Source organism: Desulfomonile tiedjei (genome assembly GCA_016212925.1).
Classification (GTDB): Bacteria; Desulfobacterota; Desulfomonilia; order Desulfomonilales; family Desulfomonilaceae; genus JACRDF01.
In genome coordinates this window covers 137,383-155,753 of sequence record JACRDF010000037.1, presented here as the reverse complement: position 1 = coordinate 155,753, position 18,371 = coordinate 137,383, and the positions used below count along the sequence as shown (strand labels likewise).

16 protein-coding genes are annotated in these 18,371 nt (G+C 53.1%); 5 read left to right on the top strand and 11 right to left on the bottom strand.

Annotation, left to right across the window (positions count from 1 at the left end):
- Nucleotides 1-75: 75 nt before the first annotated feature.
- From HY913_15550 to HY913_15540, 3 genes are all read left to right on the top strand, one after another.
- The gene (locus HY913_15550; protein MBI4964694.1) at nucleotides 76-2,169 is read left to right on the top strand and encodes a M36 family metallopeptidase; all 2,094 of its coding nucleotides are present in this window, start codon (nucleotides 76-78) and stop codon (nucleotides 2,167-2,169) included.
- Nucleotides 2,170-2,366: 197 nt separating this feature from the next.
- On the top strand, nucleotides 2,367-3,002 hold the full coding sequence (locus HY913_15545; GenBank protein ID MBI4964693.1) for a hypothetical protein: 636 nt from the start codon (nucleotides 2,367-2,369) through the stop codon (nucleotides 3,000-3,002).
- A 162-nt stretch (nucleotides 3,003-3,164) separates the two neighbouring features.
- A complete protein-coding gene (locus HY913_15540) occupies nucleotides 3,165-3,554 on the top strand; it encodes a hypothetical protein (GenBank protein ID MBI4964692.1) in 390 nt (129 codons plus the stop codon).
- A 59-nt stretch (nucleotides 3,555-3,613) separates the two neighbouring features.
- Here the strand turns inward: HY913_15540 and HY913_15535 are convergent, their stop codons facing one another.
- From HY913_15535 to HY913_15500, 8 genes are all read right to left on the bottom strand, one after another.
- Entirely contained in the window at nucleotides 3,614-4,078 is a 465-nt protein-coding gene (locus HY913_15535; protein MBI4964691.1) for a DUF4411 family protein, read from the bottom strand.
- The gene (locus tag HY913_15530) at nucleotides 4,075-5,256 is read right to left on the bottom strand and encodes an ImmA/IrrE family metallo-endopeptidase (protein ID MBI4964690.1); all 1,182 of its coding nucleotides are present in this window, start codon (nucleotides 5,254-5,256) and stop codon (nucleotides 4,075-4,077) included. Before HY913_15530 ends, HY913_15535 begins: the two co-directional genes overlap by 4 nt.
- Nucleotides 5,257-5,498: 242 nt before the next feature.
- Nucleotides 5,499-6,668, bottom strand: coding sequence for a polysulfide reductase NrfD (nrfD, locus tag HY913_15525; GenBank protein ID MBI4964689.1), 1,170 nt, complete (start codon nucleotides 6,666-6,668; stop codon nucleotides 5,499-5,501).
- Nucleotides 6,669-6,675: 7 nt separating this feature from the next.
- A complete protein-coding gene (locus HY913_15520; protein ID MBI4964688.1) occupies nucleotides 6,676-7,461 on the bottom strand; it encodes a 4Fe-4S dicluster domain-containing protein in 786 nt (261 codons plus the stop codon).
- Nucleotides 7,461-7,871 (bottom strand): sulfate reduction electron transfer complex DsrMKJOP subunit DsrJ, encoded by a 411-nt coding sequence (gene dsrJ, locus HY913_15515; protein MBI4964687.1) that lies wholly within the window; start codon nucleotides 7,869-7,871, stop codon nucleotides 7,461-7,463. Before dsrJ ends, HY913_15520 begins: the two co-directional genes overlap by 1 nt.
- A complete protein-coding gene (locus HY913_15510) occupies nucleotides 7,864-9,477 on the bottom strand; it encodes a (Fe-S)-binding protein (GenBank protein ID MBI4964686.1) in 1,614 nt (537 codons plus the stop codon). The genes dsrJ and HY913_15510 overlap by 8 nt, the downstream gene beginning before the upstream one ends.
- A gap of 17 nt (nucleotides 9,478-9,494) precedes the next feature.
- A complete protein-coding gene (gene dsrM, locus HY913_15505; GenBank protein MBI4964685.1) occupies nucleotides 9,495-10,499 on the bottom strand; it encodes a sulfate reduction electron transfer complex DsrMKJOP subunit DsrM in 1,005 nt (334 codons plus the stop codon).
- Between the two features lie 16 nt (nucleotides 10,500-10,515).
- On the bottom strand, nucleotides 10,516-11,073 hold the full coding sequence (locus HY913_15500) for an RsbRD N-terminal domain-containing protein (protein ID MBI4964684.1): 558 nt from the start codon (nucleotides 11,071-11,073) through the stop codon (nucleotides 10,516-10,518).
- Nucleotides 11,074-11,914: 841 nt separating this feature from the next.
- Here HY913_15500 and HY913_15495 point away from each other — a divergent pair.
- Nucleotides 11,915-12,505: a VOC family protein gene (locus HY913_15495; protein MBI4964683.1), complete on the top strand. Its 591-nt coding sequence runs from the start codon at nucleotides 11,915-11,917 to the stop codon at nucleotides 12,503-12,505.
- A gap of 173 nt (nucleotides 12,506-12,678) precedes the next feature.
- Here HY913_15495 and HY913_15490 read toward each other — a convergent pair whose 3' ends face one another.
- Both HY913_15490 and HY913_15485 read right to left on the bottom strand, forming a co-directional pair.
- On the bottom strand, nucleotides 12,679-13,212 hold the full coding sequence (locus HY913_15490) for a DUF4337 domain-containing protein (GenBank protein ID MBI4964682.1): 534 nt from the start codon (nucleotides 13,210-13,212) through the stop codon (nucleotides 12,679-12,681).
- A 163-nt stretch (nucleotides 13,213-13,375) separates the two neighbouring features.
- Nucleotides 13,376-13,615, bottom strand: coding sequence for a hypothetical protein (locus HY913_15485; GenBank protein ID MBI4964681.1), 240 nt, complete (start codon nucleotides 13,613-13,615; stop codon nucleotides 13,376-13,378).
- Between the two features lie 602 nt (nucleotides 13,616-14,217).
- Between HY913_15485 and HY913_15480 the strand changes: the two genes are divergently transcribed.
- The gene (locus tag HY913_15480; GenBank protein ID MBI4964680.1) at nucleotides 14,218-15,012 is read left to right on the top strand and encodes a YdcF family protein; all 795 of its coding nucleotides are present in this window, start codon (nucleotides 14,218-14,220) and stop codon (nucleotides 15,010-15,012) included.
- Between the two features lie 88 nt (nucleotides 15,013-15,100).
- Here the strand turns inward: HY913_15480 and HY913_15475 are convergent, their stop codons facing one another.
- A complete protein-coding gene (locus HY913_15475; protein ID MBI4964679.1) occupies nucleotides 15,101-17,356 on the bottom strand; it encodes a polysaccharide biosynthesis tyrosine autokinase in 2,256 nt (751 codons plus the stop codon).
- Nucleotides 17,357-18,371: the final 1,015 nt, after the last annotated feature.

The window sequence follows — 18,371 nt, the reverse complement described above, 5'->3', positions numbered from 1 at the left end:
GAAGCCGGATAGCCTTCGGTCTAGTTGCACATAAAAATCAATTGAATCACGACCAGCAGAATAGGGGGGAATGTCATGAGCAACGTCGATAAACTGTTCCCTGAGAATTTTCACGCTCTATACGACGCAGGTTATCGGGTTTCAAAGGGTACCCGGCCGGCAGCGGTGGCCCCCGCGACCACTGCGGGCCATGAACGCCTATCCACTGATGTCCCGGACCTGCAAGTGGATTACGATGAGGCAACGCAGCTTCCCGTACGAATCGTGCGTCGAGAACCTGCCGGGCGTTTGTCGACGCAGCCTGCCGATACCGCAGAAGAGGCGGTTACCGAGTTCGTCAAAAACCGCGGAGATCTATGGGAACTGACACCTGAGGATACCGCGACGGTCGAGGTGGTCTCGGTCAGCCGGCAAGGTCTGAGCACCGTCCGTTTGATTCAACGTATTGAGGGGAAAGAAGTTTTTAGCTCGGAACTGAGTGCTGTCGTCAGCCCGTCCAATGAAGTGATTTCGTTGACCGGAAGACTCTTTCCCGGAACCGCCGCGGCGCGGACGAGTGCCCGGGCATCCGTCGCGACAAGCGAAGGAGAAGCGATTGCAAAGGCTGCGTTGGATATTACAGGCGTAGTCTATGAACCGACTGATTTCTCACGTGCTGATGCTCAGGCAGATTCCGGTCCTTATCGCTTCTACGGCTTTATGCCTAAAGAGAATGAAACTCGACCACAATTCGACCGGCTGGTGCGGCTCAAGGAAGTTATGTTTCCACTCGGGCAAGCGGTTTTTGTTCCCGGGTATTACATGGAAATTTGGATTAAGGGCTGCCCTGCCTTCAGTTATGTCATTGATTCGGTGGACACGCCGGATGTCCTTTTCCGGAAGAGATTGACTTCCGATATTGCATTCAAATATCGCGTTCACAATACCGGCGACGCTGTTTTTCGACCCGAAGACGGCCCAGCCCCTGGGACTCCTCATCCAACGGGCGTTCCGGACGGTTTTCAGGCCCCACCCGTCCCGGAAAAACTTGTCGAAATCGAAAGCTTGCTCTCGGGCCGTCCCTGGCTACCCCCGGACGCAGACATCACAAGGGGCAATAATTGCGTGGTATATGCAGACCTGAAAGCGCCCAATCATTTCGGCGCGGGCGATGTATTTGCACAGGCCAACGGACCCAGGACTTTCGATTACTCATATGATCACACTAAGCCGGCCGGCGACCCCAACAATCTCCAAAGCAGCCTGGTTGGAATGTTTTTCCACGTGAACTGGCTTCATGACCGTTGGTACGAGGCCGGTTTTGACGAGGCTTCGGGTAACGCGCAGCAGGACAAGTTTGGACTCGGAATCGGCGGTGATCCCATTCTGGCCGAAGGGAACGACTATAGCGGCCACGACAATGCGAATATGGCAACTCCTGCAGAAGGGTCCAGTCCCTTGATGCAGATGTTTGAGTTTCGGAACTGCGCCCCTGAATTTCCTAGTCGCACAAGCAACCATGAAGCACTCATCACATTTCACGAGATGGGGCATTACATCACTGGTCGTCTCGTAGGCAATGCAAACGGACTGTGGAACCCACAGGGTAGGGCTATGGGGGAAGGTTGGGGCGATTTCTTTGCAATCTGCATGACATCCCAGGCTACCGACAACTTCGCGACGGGCGTTTTCGCAGCCGGAGGCTGGACCGATGTGAGACCGAATTTTAGAGAGAACTACTATTTCTCCATTAGACGTTATCCCTATTCGGTAGATATGACAAAGAATCCTCTGACATTTAAGCATATTAGCAACAACGTCATTCTCCCGAGTGGACCGCCACGAAATCCTCGCGTTCCGAATGTAAACAGCGAGGCGCACAACGCTGGTGAGGTCTGGTGCTCGGTCCTCTGGGAGGTGTTCGTCAATCTGGTTGCCAAGCATGGGCACGCAGAAGCCGAAAAGCGCATGCTCAAATATGTAGTTGGAGGCCTGAAGCAGACGCCATCCATGCCTACGTTCACCCAGGCGCGTGATGGAATTATCACCGCGGTTTCCGCCCTTCAACCCGAGGAGTTACCAGAGGTATGGGCAGGTTTTGCGAAACGTGGTATGGGCGTCAATGCCGTTTCACCTCCTTCTTCGTCCACGAGTCTCGTAGGAGTGGTTGAAAGCTTCGATACCCCGTAAGCCGTTCTGACCGGCCATAGGATTATGTCTTTGCGGAGGCAGGGCCGCCAAGAATGGTTTTTTCATCCCAGCGGCCGGCATGACCACGTGTCAACAGGACCGGGAGGACCCCAATCCCAGCCTCCCCCGTTTGCTAACCACAATCGCAATTCATTTTTTTCTTGACATGAGATTGGTCGTCAATCTATAAGATAACCATGCAACTTTATACCGCCAAAGACGTTGAACGATGCTATCCTTGGATTTCGGCTGGAACCACTAACTACCGAGTGAAGAGTGGGGCTATCCCCTTGACTCACCCTTCGACCGGGACGGGTATCCCGAACATGTTCACTTTGCCGGAGCTTGTTCATTGCGCTGTGATTGACGAACTGGCAAGTCTCGGAGTCTTCGGGAATCTGCATACAACCGTGATTCACTATCGAGAGCCCAAAGGAACAAACGAAAAGGGCGAACCGATTACCATGGCATGGGACGGGAGCAAAAATCCTCACTACGTGGACATGAACTTTTACGAACGATTAGATTACCGCGTCATAGTGGAGGTCGAGCTTAGGCACGATGGACTTTACGGGAGCAACCTTCCCAGAGAACTGATTCTCTACCGCACAGATGAGCATGGAATGCTTCAGCACAAAGAAGGACATGGGCGATTCTATAACGTCACCTATTCCTCTGAAGTGGTGCATGAAAAGACATATATTGACATGCGGCTTGAATACTGGCTCGCTCCAAGGAAGGCAAAGTTCAACCGGTTGCACATGGCCAAGGCGTTCATCCGCGTCAGGCAGCTTTACGATCTAGCCGCCGAGACACTTGGATTCCCTAAGTAGGCTTTTTTTTTACGTCCCAAAGATCGACAGTCGATGTAATGATTGACCATCAATGAACGAGAACGGAGCGAAAGAAAGTCTGAAACTTCGTGAGGTTATCAACGAAATAAGTGACAGGTCGTCAAGAACAGACTCGGCCTTCTCGTTCGGCGTGGAACAGCCATGCCGGTCAGGAAGGACAGCCTCAAACAGCCGAGGGAACACATGCCTGGAGCAGTGATCACGCCATGTGAATATGCCCGCCGACGACATCAGAAACTCGCGAAGTGGCGCAACCGGTGGACAGTTCTGATTTTCGCAGTCGGATCAACTGTCGTTCTGTTTCTAATTCAGGCAATTCTACTGTTCCTCCGCGAGGCTTGGCTGCCGGGGTCAATCTGGACCTTGGCCACTGTCGTTAGCGGCGTCGGCACCTCGTGGGTCCTTGCCCGCCGGTCTGAGGCTGTCAAGGAAGAGGAAGAAGCGTACAGGGATGTTAGCGAGAAGTGTCAAGACGAGAAGACTGCCCACGAAGTTCACTCAAAGCTGATGTTACCCTGGGGGATTCGTTAGGAAGAGCCCCGGTGCAATCCTGCACCAACCTGACCCCGAGCCTACGGTGGCTTCTCCCACTACCGAAACACCCACTCCTGATCTCTGAATAGCTGGAGCATGTTGACGCATCGGATGCCCAGAGCAATGCAGACGTCGGGTATGTTGGGTTTTTCTATCTTGGAGGTGCTTCTTTCACCGGTCAGAACTGAACACTTGCGGACCCTTGCCAAGGCAATGACCCAGGGATCTCCACTGGAGCGATCGCGTCGCGTATCGACGAGTCGGGGATAATCTCGTAGGATTTCGGATATGGATACCTGGATGTCATCATCGATGGGAACGAACATATGCTTACGGTCCAATGCCCAGGCAGTGAGGTCGTCTTCCTGTTTTTCAAGTTCTTTCAGGACCTCTGAGGAGGCTATCAGGATTTCTTGGCTGATCAATTCATCTATCGATTCCCAGATTCGCGGGAACACGTCTTTTGGATAGTGCCTTACCCAGCCGTCCATGAGAGCGCTCGTATCGACGCTGTACGTCACGCAACTGCCTCGAATTCTACGTTGGTTCCCATGACTTCTCGCTCGATTCGGCCTAGATGCCGAAGCCTGACGTTAAGGAAGTCAGAAACATCACGAGCCGTGATGTTCTCTTGGTAATAATTGGTGAGGACCAGGCGTACGAAAGTCGTTCCGACAGTGCTGATGACCTTTCGGTACGGCTGTGGCCCCCCAGAGCTAACAGGCCGTTTGTATTGCCGCCACTCGGCTCGTTTCTGCTGGTAGAAGTCATCAGTAGTGAGGCCGCAAATGAGCAAGCGACGAACAAGGACTTCTTGGCTCACGCGGAACGCGTGAGCGAGTTCGACGATTTCTTCGTTAGGCCAGAAATCACTAAATCCTCTCCGCGTAACGATCTGCTCTTTGAGCAGATCCTCCCGCGGGACAAGAATTTCTCCGGCGACTCGATTGCTAAACACTTCGCCATCTTGAGTGCGTGGATGGCCTCGGGACTCCTCCAAATCACATAGGCCCCCCTCTAGTTGAACTATATGGACAAGTTCGTGAAGCATTGTGAAAATCCGTGCAACAGGGGAGTCCTTGACGTTCACAACAATCACAGGAAAGGGCCGCTCGCTGATCGAGAATCCCCGCATTTCTGAGAGGTCAACTCCCGAAGCCTGAAATACAAGAAGTCCGAGGCGCTCCAGGGCAGATCGCCACCAGTTGTACGCTTCGTAATCGTGGGGGAACCCACTTTGGAGTTCACGAGTCACGCCCAGTATGGAGCGGATTCTATTAGCAAGATGCTCTGGGCCTTCAGATGCATCAACTTCCAATGAAAACGAAGGCGGCTCCCCCTCCAAAGACTGATAGAGATCCAGAGCAATGTCTCGCCGGCTCCAGGCTCTCCGTATCTCCAATTTAAGTTCAGGAGACTCGGTCTCTCGCGTTCGCCCCCAAATGCTCCTGTAATCTCTGAGTGGATCAAAGTCCAGAGGAGGTGCTGATAAATAGAAGACCGCAAGAGGTCGTTTATAGATCTGGGCCAGTTGGCGGAGCTGATTGATGGTCGGGTGCTTTGCACCGCTTTCCCATTCCTCCAATCGCTCAGGTCTGACGGAAAGTTTCTTTGCGACCTGCTCTACTGTGAAACCAGCTCTATTTCTTGCCCAGACCAACAATTCCGGTGCTATGAGGGCTTGGACACTCTTGGGCATCAAATAGTCTCTCGTGGCGTTCGCTTGGCCTTGGTACTGAATGGTCGGGTTCGCAGTCGGCAGGCTGCTCTCAGGCCATCCAATCTCTCGACACTAGAATGCAAGGCTTGAACGATGATGTCAACACTTTTGCACAGGCTGCCATATTGATTTGCGATCAGATTACGTCTCATCGGAGCCAAAAAGAAAAGGACGATTCAAACAGAGGCGAATCGTCCCTTTTTCAGCGCGATCTGATCTAACTAATGGCTGGCTTCGCCGATTTCCTGTTCCCTGACTGACAGAGCAACTTTGTAAAGGATGGTCAGTATGAAGAAGCCCAGCGCCCAAACACCCAGAGTGATCCCCATTTCCGGTATGGTGGGATGGTACTCGGTGATAGTCTCCAGCGGGGAGGGGATATACCCGGTTACGACCAGCATAATACCCTTTTCCATCCACAGGGAGAAAAACACCGCGGCGCAACCGATAGCCAGAGTGGTCGGATTGTTCCGGGTGTTCGGCGGTATCAGAATGACAAGGGAAAGCACCGCAAGCGCCACGCATAACCACCATAACGGAACCAGGCCCGTATGGCCGTGCAATCCCGTGAACAGATAGTCGAAATGATACATGTGGTCGGGAATTTGGCTGTAGTACACTGTGAAAAGCTCGCACAACACGAAGAATACGCTGGCAACCATGGCGTAAGTGACTATCTTGGCCAATGCTCGGATCGCTTCCAAGCCTGCGTCGAACTTCGTGTATTTTCTCAAGAAGAGGCAAATGAGAATCAACAGGGCCGGGCCGGCCGCAAAGGCAGATCCCAGGAACCGCGGGGCCATGATCGCGGTCAACCAAAAGCCCCTGCCAGGCAAACCCGCGAAAAGGAACGCCGTCACGGTGTGGATGCTGATGGCCCAAGGGATCGAGAGATATATAAACGGCTTTATCCACTTGGGCGGCGGGGCACCTCTTTTCTCTACACCGAGCACCGTCCATCCGATGAGTATGTTAAGAAACAGATACCCGCTGAGGACCATTATGTCCCAGAACAGGATCGAATTAGGCGTGGGATAAAGCATCACGTTGAACACCCTGGAAGGTTGCCCGAGATCTACGGTGACGAATGTGATACACATAATTACCGCTGCCACTGCGAGGAATTCTCCCAGAATGGTGATCTTTCCGAACACCTTATAGTTGTGCAGATAATAAGGCAGCACCAGCATTACCGCGGACGCGGCCACACCGACCAGATAGGTGAACTGGCCTATGTAAAGACCCCATGACACGTCCCTGCTCATGCCGGTTATACCTAACCCCAAAGCCAACTGTCGGAGATAGAACTGAAAGCCCATCCCGATCAGTATCAACAGTATGGCTACCCACAAAAAGTAGCTCTTGCTTCCAGTGAAAGCCTTTTCAAGCATGACTACCTCACAAGATGTAATAAACCTGAGGGCGTGTCCCAAGGTGCGGTTTTCGTTGAATGGACGGATTCTTGCGAAGGATTTCGCTGACTTCCGACTTAGGATCTTCCAGGTCACCGAATATCAAGCATTTTTCTTTGCAGGCTTCCACACAGGCCGGCTTAAGGCCTTTGGAAAGCCTTTCAAAGCAGAAGGTGCATTTTTCAACGACACCTCGGGTCCTCGTCGGATACTCCAGATTCATGGTCTCGGTCTTGATGAACGGCCTGGGATCTCGCCAGTTCAAGCTCCTGGCGCCGTACGGGCACGCTGCCATACAGAACCGGCAGCCGATGCACCGGTGGTAGTCCATCATGACAATGCCGTCAGGACGCCGAAACGTCGCCTGGACCGGACACACTCTGACGCACGGCGGATTGTCGCAGTGATTGCAGAGCACTATAAGCGGCCGGTTCTTCAGACTGTCCTTGATATATCCTTCCAGAACCGGGTTTTGCGAATCCGGGAAAGCGTGCTCGAGCGTGGTTTGCCAGATCCACTTGACGTCATCTTTTGCATTACCGATATTCGGCACGTTGTGGGTCAGATGGCATGCATCCACGCACTTCTTGCAACCTTCTTCTTCTTTGATGCACTTCTTTTGATCCACAACCATGGCCCATCTTTTCCCAACAAGGGCTTCCGGCCCAGCCGAAACCTTGGGCTCCGCGGCCATTGCATCGCAGGCCGGCTTGACCCCGAGCCCTAACACGGAGAGGCCGGCTATCTGTAAGAATCTTCTTCGTGTGCTCATTACTTGTCACTCCTTGCGGCCTGTTTCCCGGTTGCCTGAGGCTCGACCGGCGCTATGTGGCAATCCCAACACTTTGGAGCGGCGTCCACATAGGTATGGCATCGGTCGCAAAACTGCGACTTCTTGGCGTGGCACTTGGTGCAAGTGTTTTGAAGGCTCATGTCGTAGGTCTTCCCGGTGGAGCTGGTATATACCCGCTTTCCGTTACGCACCACTTCGTCTCTCCATTCATTCAGCAGCTGCATGTGGGAGGACTTCATGAACGGCGTCGGCTCGACACACTGCTTTTCCAGTGTCCCTACTTCCAGTTTCGGCGGCGGGGAGGCTTTCCCCCTGTTGTACCAGAAGGGGGCTGTGACCAGACCGAGAAAGATAATCAGTCCTATGATGATTTTGCCTGCATTATACATCCTCGCTTTCCTCCTCCTCCTTGAAAGGTTCGCCGCGCAGATCCAAGGTCCTCTCGTTCTCGCCTTCCATGATCAGGGCGTTAGCGAGCAGCTCGTGTATGCCTCCGACTTCCACGTCCGGCGCCCAGTAGTGCATCATTGCCGTCAAGGTTGCCCTGTCAATGGCGCACATGCAAAGGAGCCGGTTCACGTCGTGTTTGTCGCGGACATGCCGGACTGCATTGGCCCTGGGCAAGCCGCCTCGCATCCTCATCTCCATGTTTTCGTCATTTCCTAGACCTGCTCCGCCGGCGCAACAGAAGGTCTGCTCCCTGATGGTGTTCTCAGGCATCTCGAAGAAGTTGTTGCACACGTTCTCGATGACGTATCGCGGCTCGTCGAGAAGCCCCGCGGCCCTGGCCGGGTTGCACGAATCATGGTAAGTGACCCGGAACTTGTCGTTCCTGCTGGGGTCCAGTTTCAGCTTTCCGTTCTTGATGAGGTCGGACGTGAATTCCGTTATATGAACCATCTTAGTCTGTTTGGCGTTTTCAAACTTGGTCCCTGTTATGGGAGAGACCGGCTCTTCCAGGAAATCGGCCGGACCGTTCATGGTCTCCATGTACTGATGGATTACCCTCCACATGTGGCCGCACTCCCCGCCGATGATCCACTTCACACCCAATCGTTTGGCTTCAGCGTATATTTTGGCGTTGAGCCTTTTGATCATCTCATGGGATGTGAACAGGCCGAAGTTGCCTCCCTCGGACGCGTAGGTGCTCCAGGTGTAATCCAGTCCCAGCTCATGGAAGAGCATCATGTAGCCCATGCAGGTATACGTCCCGGGGTCCGCGAAGTAGTCGCCCGAGGGTGTGACAAATAGGATCTCGGCACCCTTTTTATTGACGGGCAGGTCAATCTTGACGCCTGTGAGGTCTTCGATGTCGTCCACCATGAACTCCCACATGTCCGTGAGACCGTGGGGTGGAATACCCAGGTGGTTTCCTGTCCGGAAGCAGTTGGCCGCAGGTTCGATGACCCAGTTGATGTTCAATCCGACCAGGTTCAGCAGTTCCCGCCCAATCATGGTCACTTCGGCCGTGTCAATGCCGTAGGGACAGAAGACCGAGCAGCGTCGGCATTCAGTGCACTGAAAGAAGTAGTAGAACCATTCTTTGAGAACATCGATAGTGAGTTCTCTCGCGCCTCCCAATCTTCCGAGGAGCCGCCCCATGGTGGTGAAATCATTCCGGTACACGGACCGCATCAATTCCGCTCTCAGTACCGGCATATTCTTCGGGTCTCCGGATCCGATGAAAAAGTGGCACTTGTCCATGCACGCGCCGCATCTGACACATATGTCCATGAACAGCCTGAAGGAGCGATACTTTTCAAGGCGTTCCTTGAACCCCTTCAAAATTATTTCCTGCCAATTGTCCGGGAGCTTCCAGTCTTCGTCGGTCGGGGACCACTCCCTCGGATTCGCAAGACCAAGGTATTTCAAGTTCTTGGGCGCCCCAGGGAAGCTGTAGGTGCCATCCCTGAAATTGGCCCGAGTTTCCATCCACGGTTTTGCGGGCATGGTCCGCAAATCTGTGTCAATGAGCAAGTCTTCCGGTTTGGGCATTTTATCTAGGGACATGTTTACTCCTTCTCCACCGGGATTCCGGCCTCTTTCATCTTTTCCCTGAAGTCGTCCTCATACTCTTCGTAAGTATGGACTTTGACCGGATAATTCCACGGATTGACATATCTTTCCATGCGATTGACATTCGCCATGTTTCTCGTCGGGCTGAGGAAGACTCCGCCAAAGTGCATGATCTTGCTGAACGGCAGGTACACCAGCAGCACACTAACGAGAAAGAGGTGAACGAAGAAGATCGGACCTATTGCCGCCTCCGGCATCGCGGGGTGAAAAGTGACCAGCCCCAAAGCCAACTGCTTGACCGCGAGGAGGTCCACCTTCCAGACGTTGCGCATCAGCACGCCTGAAATGGCTATGCCCAGGAGCAGGAAGAGGGGGAAGTAATCCGCGGGAAGCGAAATATATCGCAACTGGGGGATCTTCACTCTTCTGAGGAACAAATAGGTTGCTCCGATCAAGAATATCGCATCGCTGATAAAAACGGTCGGCAAAAGGATCTGGAAGAATCCATCAACGCTGGAAATGGCTTCCACAAAGGACGGCACCGGTTCGATGAAGAAACGAAGGTGCCGGAGCACTATGATGAGAAAACCGTAATGGAACAGCATTCCAGCCAGCCAGAGCCACTTTGCCGAGGCATAGGTCACATTTGGTCCAGGCCAAAGTTCCGCCCTGGTGTTTCTGAAGAGCGAGCGGAACAAGAGCACTTCAAGGGCCATTCGACCGATCACGCCCCACGTGTTGTAAGGACTCTCAAGGTTGTCGGCCTTGATCCAGGGAAGCGATTTACCTTGCCCGCAGGTCGTGGGAATACGGAAAGGCACGGGCACTCGCGCCCATTGCACTATCCGGGCCACAACCCCCAGCAAGAAGATGGCAATCGCTATGTACGGGATGACAATCCCGAACAGGGAAGTACCCGCCACCCCCACTCCCAACCAGGAGATCAAGACAAGCGCTATGACTATGAACAGCGCTGAGAATAGGGAAGTCCAAGCATTCATCTGCCACCACCTCTAGTTATGTTAAGCTATCCGGTCTGTCGTCTTTGGGATCCAGCCACTCGCTCGGATTCCCATACTTCTGACAGGCTCTTTCCAAAATCCTTGAAACGCGGTTTCGGATCTCTGTAGCTCGCATTTCAAAAATTGTTTCACGGCATTGCATATAAATGTTAAAGGCCAACAGGGCCACGCCGTCGATTCTTGATTCAAACTCCAACAACTCCTGAAACAATTTGGGATCGTGGATCCCCTTTGCCAGGCTTTCCCGTACGGCCGTCTTGAGAAAAAAGGCAAAACCCACAGCCTTGGCCGGCGAAAACTCTTGAACTGCCCTTATTCGCACAATCTTGTCCAAAAAATCCGAAAACGAGTCCGACTCGGGGTCTGTCCCGTGCACGAGGCTGTCGAAGAGTCCTTCGAGTCCTTCCGACAGATTGGCTCCAACCGGATTTGCAAAACGGTTTTGCTGAGTAGCAAAGAACTTTCTTGAATCGGGCGGGTAGGTTTCAAGTATCAGGTCGAGCCACCGTTTGAGAATGGCCGTTTTGTTCGTCGAGAGAAAATCTTCCAACATCTTATTCTTAGGTATCCTTCTGACCTTTCTAATTCCGGGCCTATTAGACCTGGGAAACAACCTCCGTCATGGCGGGAACGCGTCAAATTCCCTGGGGCCCGCAGGGATTGTCCACTGCCTGAGGCAGTTTCGGCTTTTATCCCGGCAGGTTAAACCCTGAAACCCAGGCAAAAAAACCACCCTCTGTCAAGCGAGTGTTTATCGCTGATAATCCGGGGCACAGGCCCTACCCACGTCGTCGCCGGAGGCCCCAAAAGTCTTGTCAGTTATCTGTCGTCCCTGATTGAAGCCGATTCAGTCCGAATCGGCAGTCGTGACGGATAGCGTCTTAAAGCCTGGAAATTAGCACTGGTACAGCGGGAATGTCAAGAGTTTTGAAAAAAAATTGTGTTGTGCCGCGTGTGCTGTTTCCAGCCGCTAATGAGCGAGGCTATGTGCGCTATGGCATTTCTCCAAAGTTCTGTCGGAACGGTAGACTTCCGTCGTTCCGGGGGAAGTCGGGACCCATCCCGCGTTCCTCGCGGGACTGGATTCCGGCTTACGCCGACATGACTGCAATAGGCGATCGGAAATTGTACAGGGATTCTCAAAACCTTTGCCTTAATGGAGTCGCACTGCCGGACAAGCCGGCCCCGCGTTGGCGGGACACCCACACGTCAATCCGTCATTACTTTCCAGAGCTGTTATAATATAGAGGTGTGTAAAGAATCCGGCCGCGTCATGGCGAGGGGTGAAATTCCGCGTTCCGGGTTGCGGAGCAAAAGCGGACCGTCCGGCCAACCTGGTCTGAGAAACAAGGCGGACTTCGGCCATTCAAGTGCCGCTTCCAGCGAGGAGTGTGATGGTAAAGTTTAATGGAATAAATCACTTGGCAATGGTCACCGGAGACATGGACGCAACGATACGTTTTTGGCGAGACCTGCTAGGTATGAGGCTGGTGGCCGGTTTTGGCCGACCAGGGTACAGGCACTACTTTTTCGAGATCTCCAGTACAGACACGATTGCATTTTTCGAGTGGCCCGGTGTGGAACCTGGAATTGACAAGGACCATGGAGCGCCCCTGGCGGGCCGCGTTGTCTTTGACCACGTTTCCTTCGGAGTCGATGATCTTGAAAGCCTTTGGGAGCTAAAGGACAAACTCTCAGCCGCGGATTTCTGGGTATCGGAAGTGGTAGACCACGGGTTCATCTATTCCATATATGCGTTTGACCCGAACAACATCCCCGTGGAATTCAGCTACACCGTGAGGGGCGCGAGAATTCGTGAAAATCCCGTCATGGCCGATTCGGCCCCATCCCCCATCGCCAAGGAAGGCCCCGAACCCCAATCGCACAAGTGGCCTGCGGTGGAAAGTCCGACTCCTGTGGAAGAACGCAGAATTTACCCAGGGCAAGGAAGTGAGCTGTTCCACGGTATCATGAACCGAGAATAGCGGCCCGAGCGCCGGGTTCCCGCGTTCGCCGAAATGGCGGAAAAACGCCCCGGCAAATCGGACAAATATTCCGGCAATGGCTGTAATCGGTCGGATCGAGCACTGACCCCAGGGGTCGGGTCAGTGCCGATTTTGTCTCTCCCCGATTCTCATTTTTTGAAGGCGAACGGGCCTTACATGAACAGCCAGAATCCGTTGGCAAAGTATACCGCGCCCACCGCGCCGAGAACCAAACCGAGATACCAGACCGGCTTTTTCTTCATCAAAGCTGCAATAGACGATAGGAGTATGGAGAGTTGCAGCAAAATAACAGCTAACCCGAAGGCCTGCGAATGTAACACGGCTACATCTCTCTGACCCTCCAAGGACCTGGCCTCCCGTTGTATTTCCGCCTTTTCCTCTTCGTAAGTCTTTAGTTTCTTGTCGTACGATTGAATTTTCTTCTCATATTCCTGGAGCAGATCTGAGGGAGCTGTCGCGCGCATCTGCTTGAGGTCTATCTCAAGCTTTTCCTTCTGCAGCTCGTACAAGTAGCTTTTGATGCTTTTGGCCTGATAATAGGCCCACTGATTGGAGGCTTGGGTTTGTCTGAGTATGGATCGGTTCGAGTAGCTGCCCACCCTCAATGTGGATAAAGTGGCTCCCAGAGCAAACAACACCGTTGCTGTGGCAAGATAATTAAGCCATTTGTCCTTGTTTTCTTCCATGGCGCCATCCTCCGAACTGTTTGTTGTTCGATTACTGGCGCTTCTAATCTGAGAAAGCGGGGACTGTCAAGGGGTTTTACGCGTTCCTTTGACGAGTCCGGGGCAGGCGGTTGTTCTGAAGGGTCTGGCTCCGAGAACGCCGGTCAATGACAGGTTCAAGGAGCTAGAAGCCTTCGGCCTGGACATGTATCTTAGCGGAGTCAGGATGTTTCTCGGGCGCGTACCCGCGTGGGTCCAAACCCTGATAGGGCCGAGTTGGAATCGCTTTGGGGATAGGCCCTCTATCCAGTCCAAGCTGATTGGCGACGCCGTCGAAAAAGTAACGGAGGAGGCCGAAGCCGTGGGCTGACGCGGGGTAGGCCATGGTTACCATCACGATAACGACCAGAATGGTTCTTTTCATTTCGGGGCACCTGTTTGCATTAGCCAGCGTTGTTTTATTTTTCGTACACCATGCGCCCTGTTTCTGCTGTGGCGCTGCCTTAGGAACTGTTGCGGGACGCACATTGCCGGGATCTCTCTTCACCGAACCTTTGGGGGCGGCATAGGCGGTCCACACGGTATCGGACAATAGGGAGGCGGCGGTGGACCGTAAGTCGCGAAATGAGGCGGGATACGGTACGGATAAGCAGGGGCTGAACAAAGGAAATACCATATCCCGTGTTCCTTGAACCCCATCAAACTAGTGTCCAAAGGGGGTAATTGTCTACCCATGGGCGCACCGGCATGGGAGGGCGCGGAAAGCAAAAAAATAGCTGATATAATTAAAATTAGTAAACACGCCTTGTTAGTTCTCACTTTAGAACTCCTGAATAGCTTTAATAGTTAACGCTATGATATCAAAAAATCATTTGTCAGGCAAGTGTATTCGGACAGGACCACAGGCACCCGCAAACCGCGGAAATCCGGTATTTGGGCCAAAAAAGGCCCAACTGGGCTTGCGCACCGTGGCATATTGTCGTAAGGGGCTAGTGGAAGAGATCGGAGTAAAGGCGAGGAGGAGGCATGGAACTGCTTCTTTTTCTGGCTAAAAAAGCCATCAGCACGATTATCTACCCTGTCGGAAGCTCACTTGCGCTATGGATCGCGGGATTGGTCCTACTGAGAGTGAGGCCGCGAAGTCGAGCAGGCTTCTTGCTGGTTTTGGCGGGAGGGCTCTGGCTGCTGGTGGCCGCTCTTCCTGTAACCGGAGTCCTACTTCTGAAGCCCCTGGAAAGCAAGGCTGGTTCCTATGCAAACCCCCAACAATTGAGCCGCGCCGGGGTAAAGTACATCGTTGTGCTGGGAGGAGACATTCGGGGAGGTGAGCTTACCACGGTGGATCGAATTGCATGTTCCTCTCTGGTCCGGGTGATGGAGGGGATACGATTGTGGCGAGGCGTTCCCGGCAGCCGTCTTGTACTCTCAGGGGGAACTTACTCCTCTGAAACAATGCCCTCAGCGGAAGGGATGGCCGCGCTGGCCCTGGAATTGGGTGTTCCTCCGGAGGCGATAGTGAAGGAGATCTCTTCTCTCGATACCGATGACGAGGCCAGGCTATTGTCACCCGTTTTAGGTAAAGGGCCTTTTGCGCTGGTCACCTCTGCTTGCCACATGCGACGATCGCTGCTGATTTTTAGGAGCATGGGACTCGATGCGATTCCGGCGCCGGCGGATTTTGAGGTCAAGAAAGTAGCTTTAGACTTGCGTTACTTTCTTCCCAGCGCCATGGGCCTGGAAAAGACACATAAAGCTATCCACGAGTATATCGGGACCTTAGTGGTGTTGATGAAAGGCTCTCGGGCTGGGTCCAGGCCTTGAAATTTAGGCGGTTATAAGGTGGGGTTCCCTAAATCGCGAGGGTTCATTCCGTCCCAAACGCAGGGAAACGGGCTGGAAATACCTACACTCATGCGGTCTTGCGATGGTAGTGATACTTATGATTGTAGTAGTAGTAACCGTGGTGTTTGCGTTCCGTCATGTTCAGCACTATTCCCAGCAGTCGCCCCTGACCCTGAAATACCGCTTCTTTGGCCTGGCGAAGCATTTCAATGGAAGTGTGGCCGGCCTTGGTCACCAGAATCAGCCCGTCGCAGTAGCTTGATAGGATCCTTGCGTCCACCAGACCCAGCACAGGCGGGGCGTCAAGCACGACTACATCGAAAACCTTCTTGCAGGCTTCCAGAATTTGCTGCATTCTCATAGTCTTGAGCAAAGCCACAGGATTTTCCGGAATCGTACCTGACGTCATGTAGTACATGCCCGGCACGTGGGACTGGCGAACAGCTTCCTTCAACTCCGTACACTTGCCGGTTATCAGGTCGCTAAGGCCCGTCTCGCCACCTCTCACGTTGAATACGCTGTGGATGCGGGGCCTTCGCAGATCTCCATCTATGACGAGCACGTTTTTGTGCTCTGAGGCTATAACGGTTCCCATCACGATCGAAAGCAGCGTTTTGCCTTCAAGAGGCAGCGCGCTCGAAATGCATACGCTGCACGAGGCATCACCGGGCATGAACGCGGAGGCTGTATTCTGAACTATTCTCACCGCGTCGGTGAACGGGGAAGAAGGATTTCGATAGGCCAGGAACTCATGACGGTCTCCGGGCTCCATTTCTTCAAATTCTTCACTTTGGGGCGCTATTCTGGGTACAGCTCCCAGTATTGGCAGGTTCAGATGCTTTCTGATTTCCTCGGGCGTCTGGACTGTGCGGTCGATTTGTGCAAGGGCCAGGGCCAGCCCAACGCCCCCCAGCAACCCTAAAATCGCTCCCATTAGGAGTATCTTGCTCTTATTGGGGAGTATCGGCGAAAGGGGTAGTGTCGGAGCGCTGCTGATCACAATGTTGTGCCCCAAGGTGCCGTGGTCCAGCTCAGCCTGCTTTGCCCTTTGCAGGAGCATTACATACATCTGGCCATTTGCTTCGACGATCTTCTTGAGGATTTCGTACTGGACCGAAACGGAGCTGGCTTGTAATGCGTCTTGTTTCAGCTTGTCATAGGCCTGCTCCGACATGGTTTCTTTTTGTTTGGCTTGCGACAAGGCCGAAGAGAGCGAATTTTTTTCGACCTCTTCGATGGCTTTTTCCATATTCTGGATCTTATTTCTCAGCAAAGCCAATTTGAAGTAATCGGGGTGGTAAATAGCTGCCATTCCTGTGTATTCGGAACGGAGTTGCGCAAGCTGCGACCTCAGACTCTGAAGGTACTCGTTGTTTACCTGGGACGGCAAGACCTTCTCTTTGGCATTATCCATGGCCTCCAGGCTTAGCCTGGTAGCCTTGGACTCCACCAGGTTCTCTGTGGCTTTTCCGAAGAAGCCGAGGACCTGGTTAGGGACCCTTTCGGACGGAACTATGTCGTGCTTAGCAGTAAAGGCCATCAGGTCCGCTTCGGATTTCCTGAGCTGTTTCTCAGCCTCTGACAACTCGTTTCTCAGCCACCCCCTGACCTTGTCCGTCAAATCACTGCGTTTTCTCTGGGTTTCTTCGATAAATGCCGCGAGATAGACCTGCAACATCCGCTGCGCAAGCCCCGGATCATTCGCGTCCAGGGTCACCTGTATCATCTGGGTGCCTTTGACGGGATTCACGGAAATCCTCGACAACACTGAGCTTAAGCTTCCCGCTTTCTTTACCTCGGCATTCTCATTCGCGCCCGGGACCTGTTGAGTGCCGTCGGGTCGAGGAGTGTCTGCCGAACTACCTTTGTCCTCTGCGGAGGTCGCCGGCTTTGAGGCTTCGAAACGTTTAAGGAATGACTCGGCCACAGACCTGCTCTTCATGGATTCCATTTGAGTCTGATAGAACAGGTCGAATTGGCCGAAAAAGGCAAACAGGTCCGTCATATTTGAAGAAGCGGGGTATACTTTCTCCACCTCGATGGTTGCTTCGGCTCTATATACCGGCACACGGGTGTACGCATATGCAGCGGCCAGCGAGAGAACCAACACGAATACCCCGGCCACGGTCCACTTCCGGTAGAGGATGGTGCGGAGGTAGTCAATCAAGGACTTGCTGTCTTCGAAAGAAACATCTAAGACGTTGGTCGAAGGGTAAGAATCACGATAGAAATCTCCCCACGGGGGGCGACTCCTTTCGATGGAGTCTGAGCTAGCTCCGTTGAGTGGATTCAACATTACGGGGTCGTCTTGGTTGCGATTCATATTCGCTGCCTCTCGCATTTAGCCAAAAAAGATTTCTACCTCCGGGTTACTGCATTCCCTATCGCTCGAATCAAGCCGGTGTATCGAGAGCCTCGACTTCAACGGCAAAGTGCAGGTCTTGCCCAGCACAGGAGAAAGAGCGCACAGCCAAAAAAGAATACACTTCTCGCCTCAGGACTTTGTCCCTGGTTGCGGAAGCGCCGATCCCCCCACGCGGGTCCTATGTGCGATCTGGCACCTCAAAGAAAGTGCCATTACGACACGTTAATGTCATTATCGCAGGTTGCTTCAACCGGACCTTGGGGGTGACTACTAAATGTTAACCGTAATACGTTTATCTTTCAACCCCTTTCTTGCAAATGGCAGGGTTTGTGGCAACTTTGCACGTAAGGCCATTCAGGCGGAGAGAGCGATGCTGAGGCCTCCCGGGAATAGTACAACCTCAATCCAAACATGGGCTCATTACCCCTTCTTGAGGGTACCTCGTCCACGAATTATCTAATATCTACAATTCCGAGGGGTGAAATCCCGCGTTCCGCGGGAAACCAATCCCAGCACTTATAGCGGTTGCCATAATTTTTGTCCGATTGGCAAGCACTCCATGCGGTCATTCCTGCGGAGGCAGGAACCGTAGGGCCGGCGTCCCTGCCGGCCAAAATGTGCACCGGCACGGAGGCCGGTGCCTACAAGGTTCCCGCCTTCGCGGGAACGACGGGCGTTATAAGGCTTTTGAAAAGTAGGCCCCGTAAATACGATCTGAAGATCAAATTGATTATCCTCTGGCAAAACGGACATTACTTTTGGCAACCGGTATAAAGGCCGAGATTGCTTCGCTCCGCTCGCAATGACAGTCTTTCTCCGCCAGTAACTAAAGGCTTATGGCAGTTCGCGAAATTAATCGCGTATTAACTTATGGGGTGCCACTGCTGGCTTGCCCAGCAGTGCGACTCCATTCGGAAAAAACTTCTGGGAATCACTATAGCTTTGTTGACTACCTCTGTTTGAGTTTTTTCCG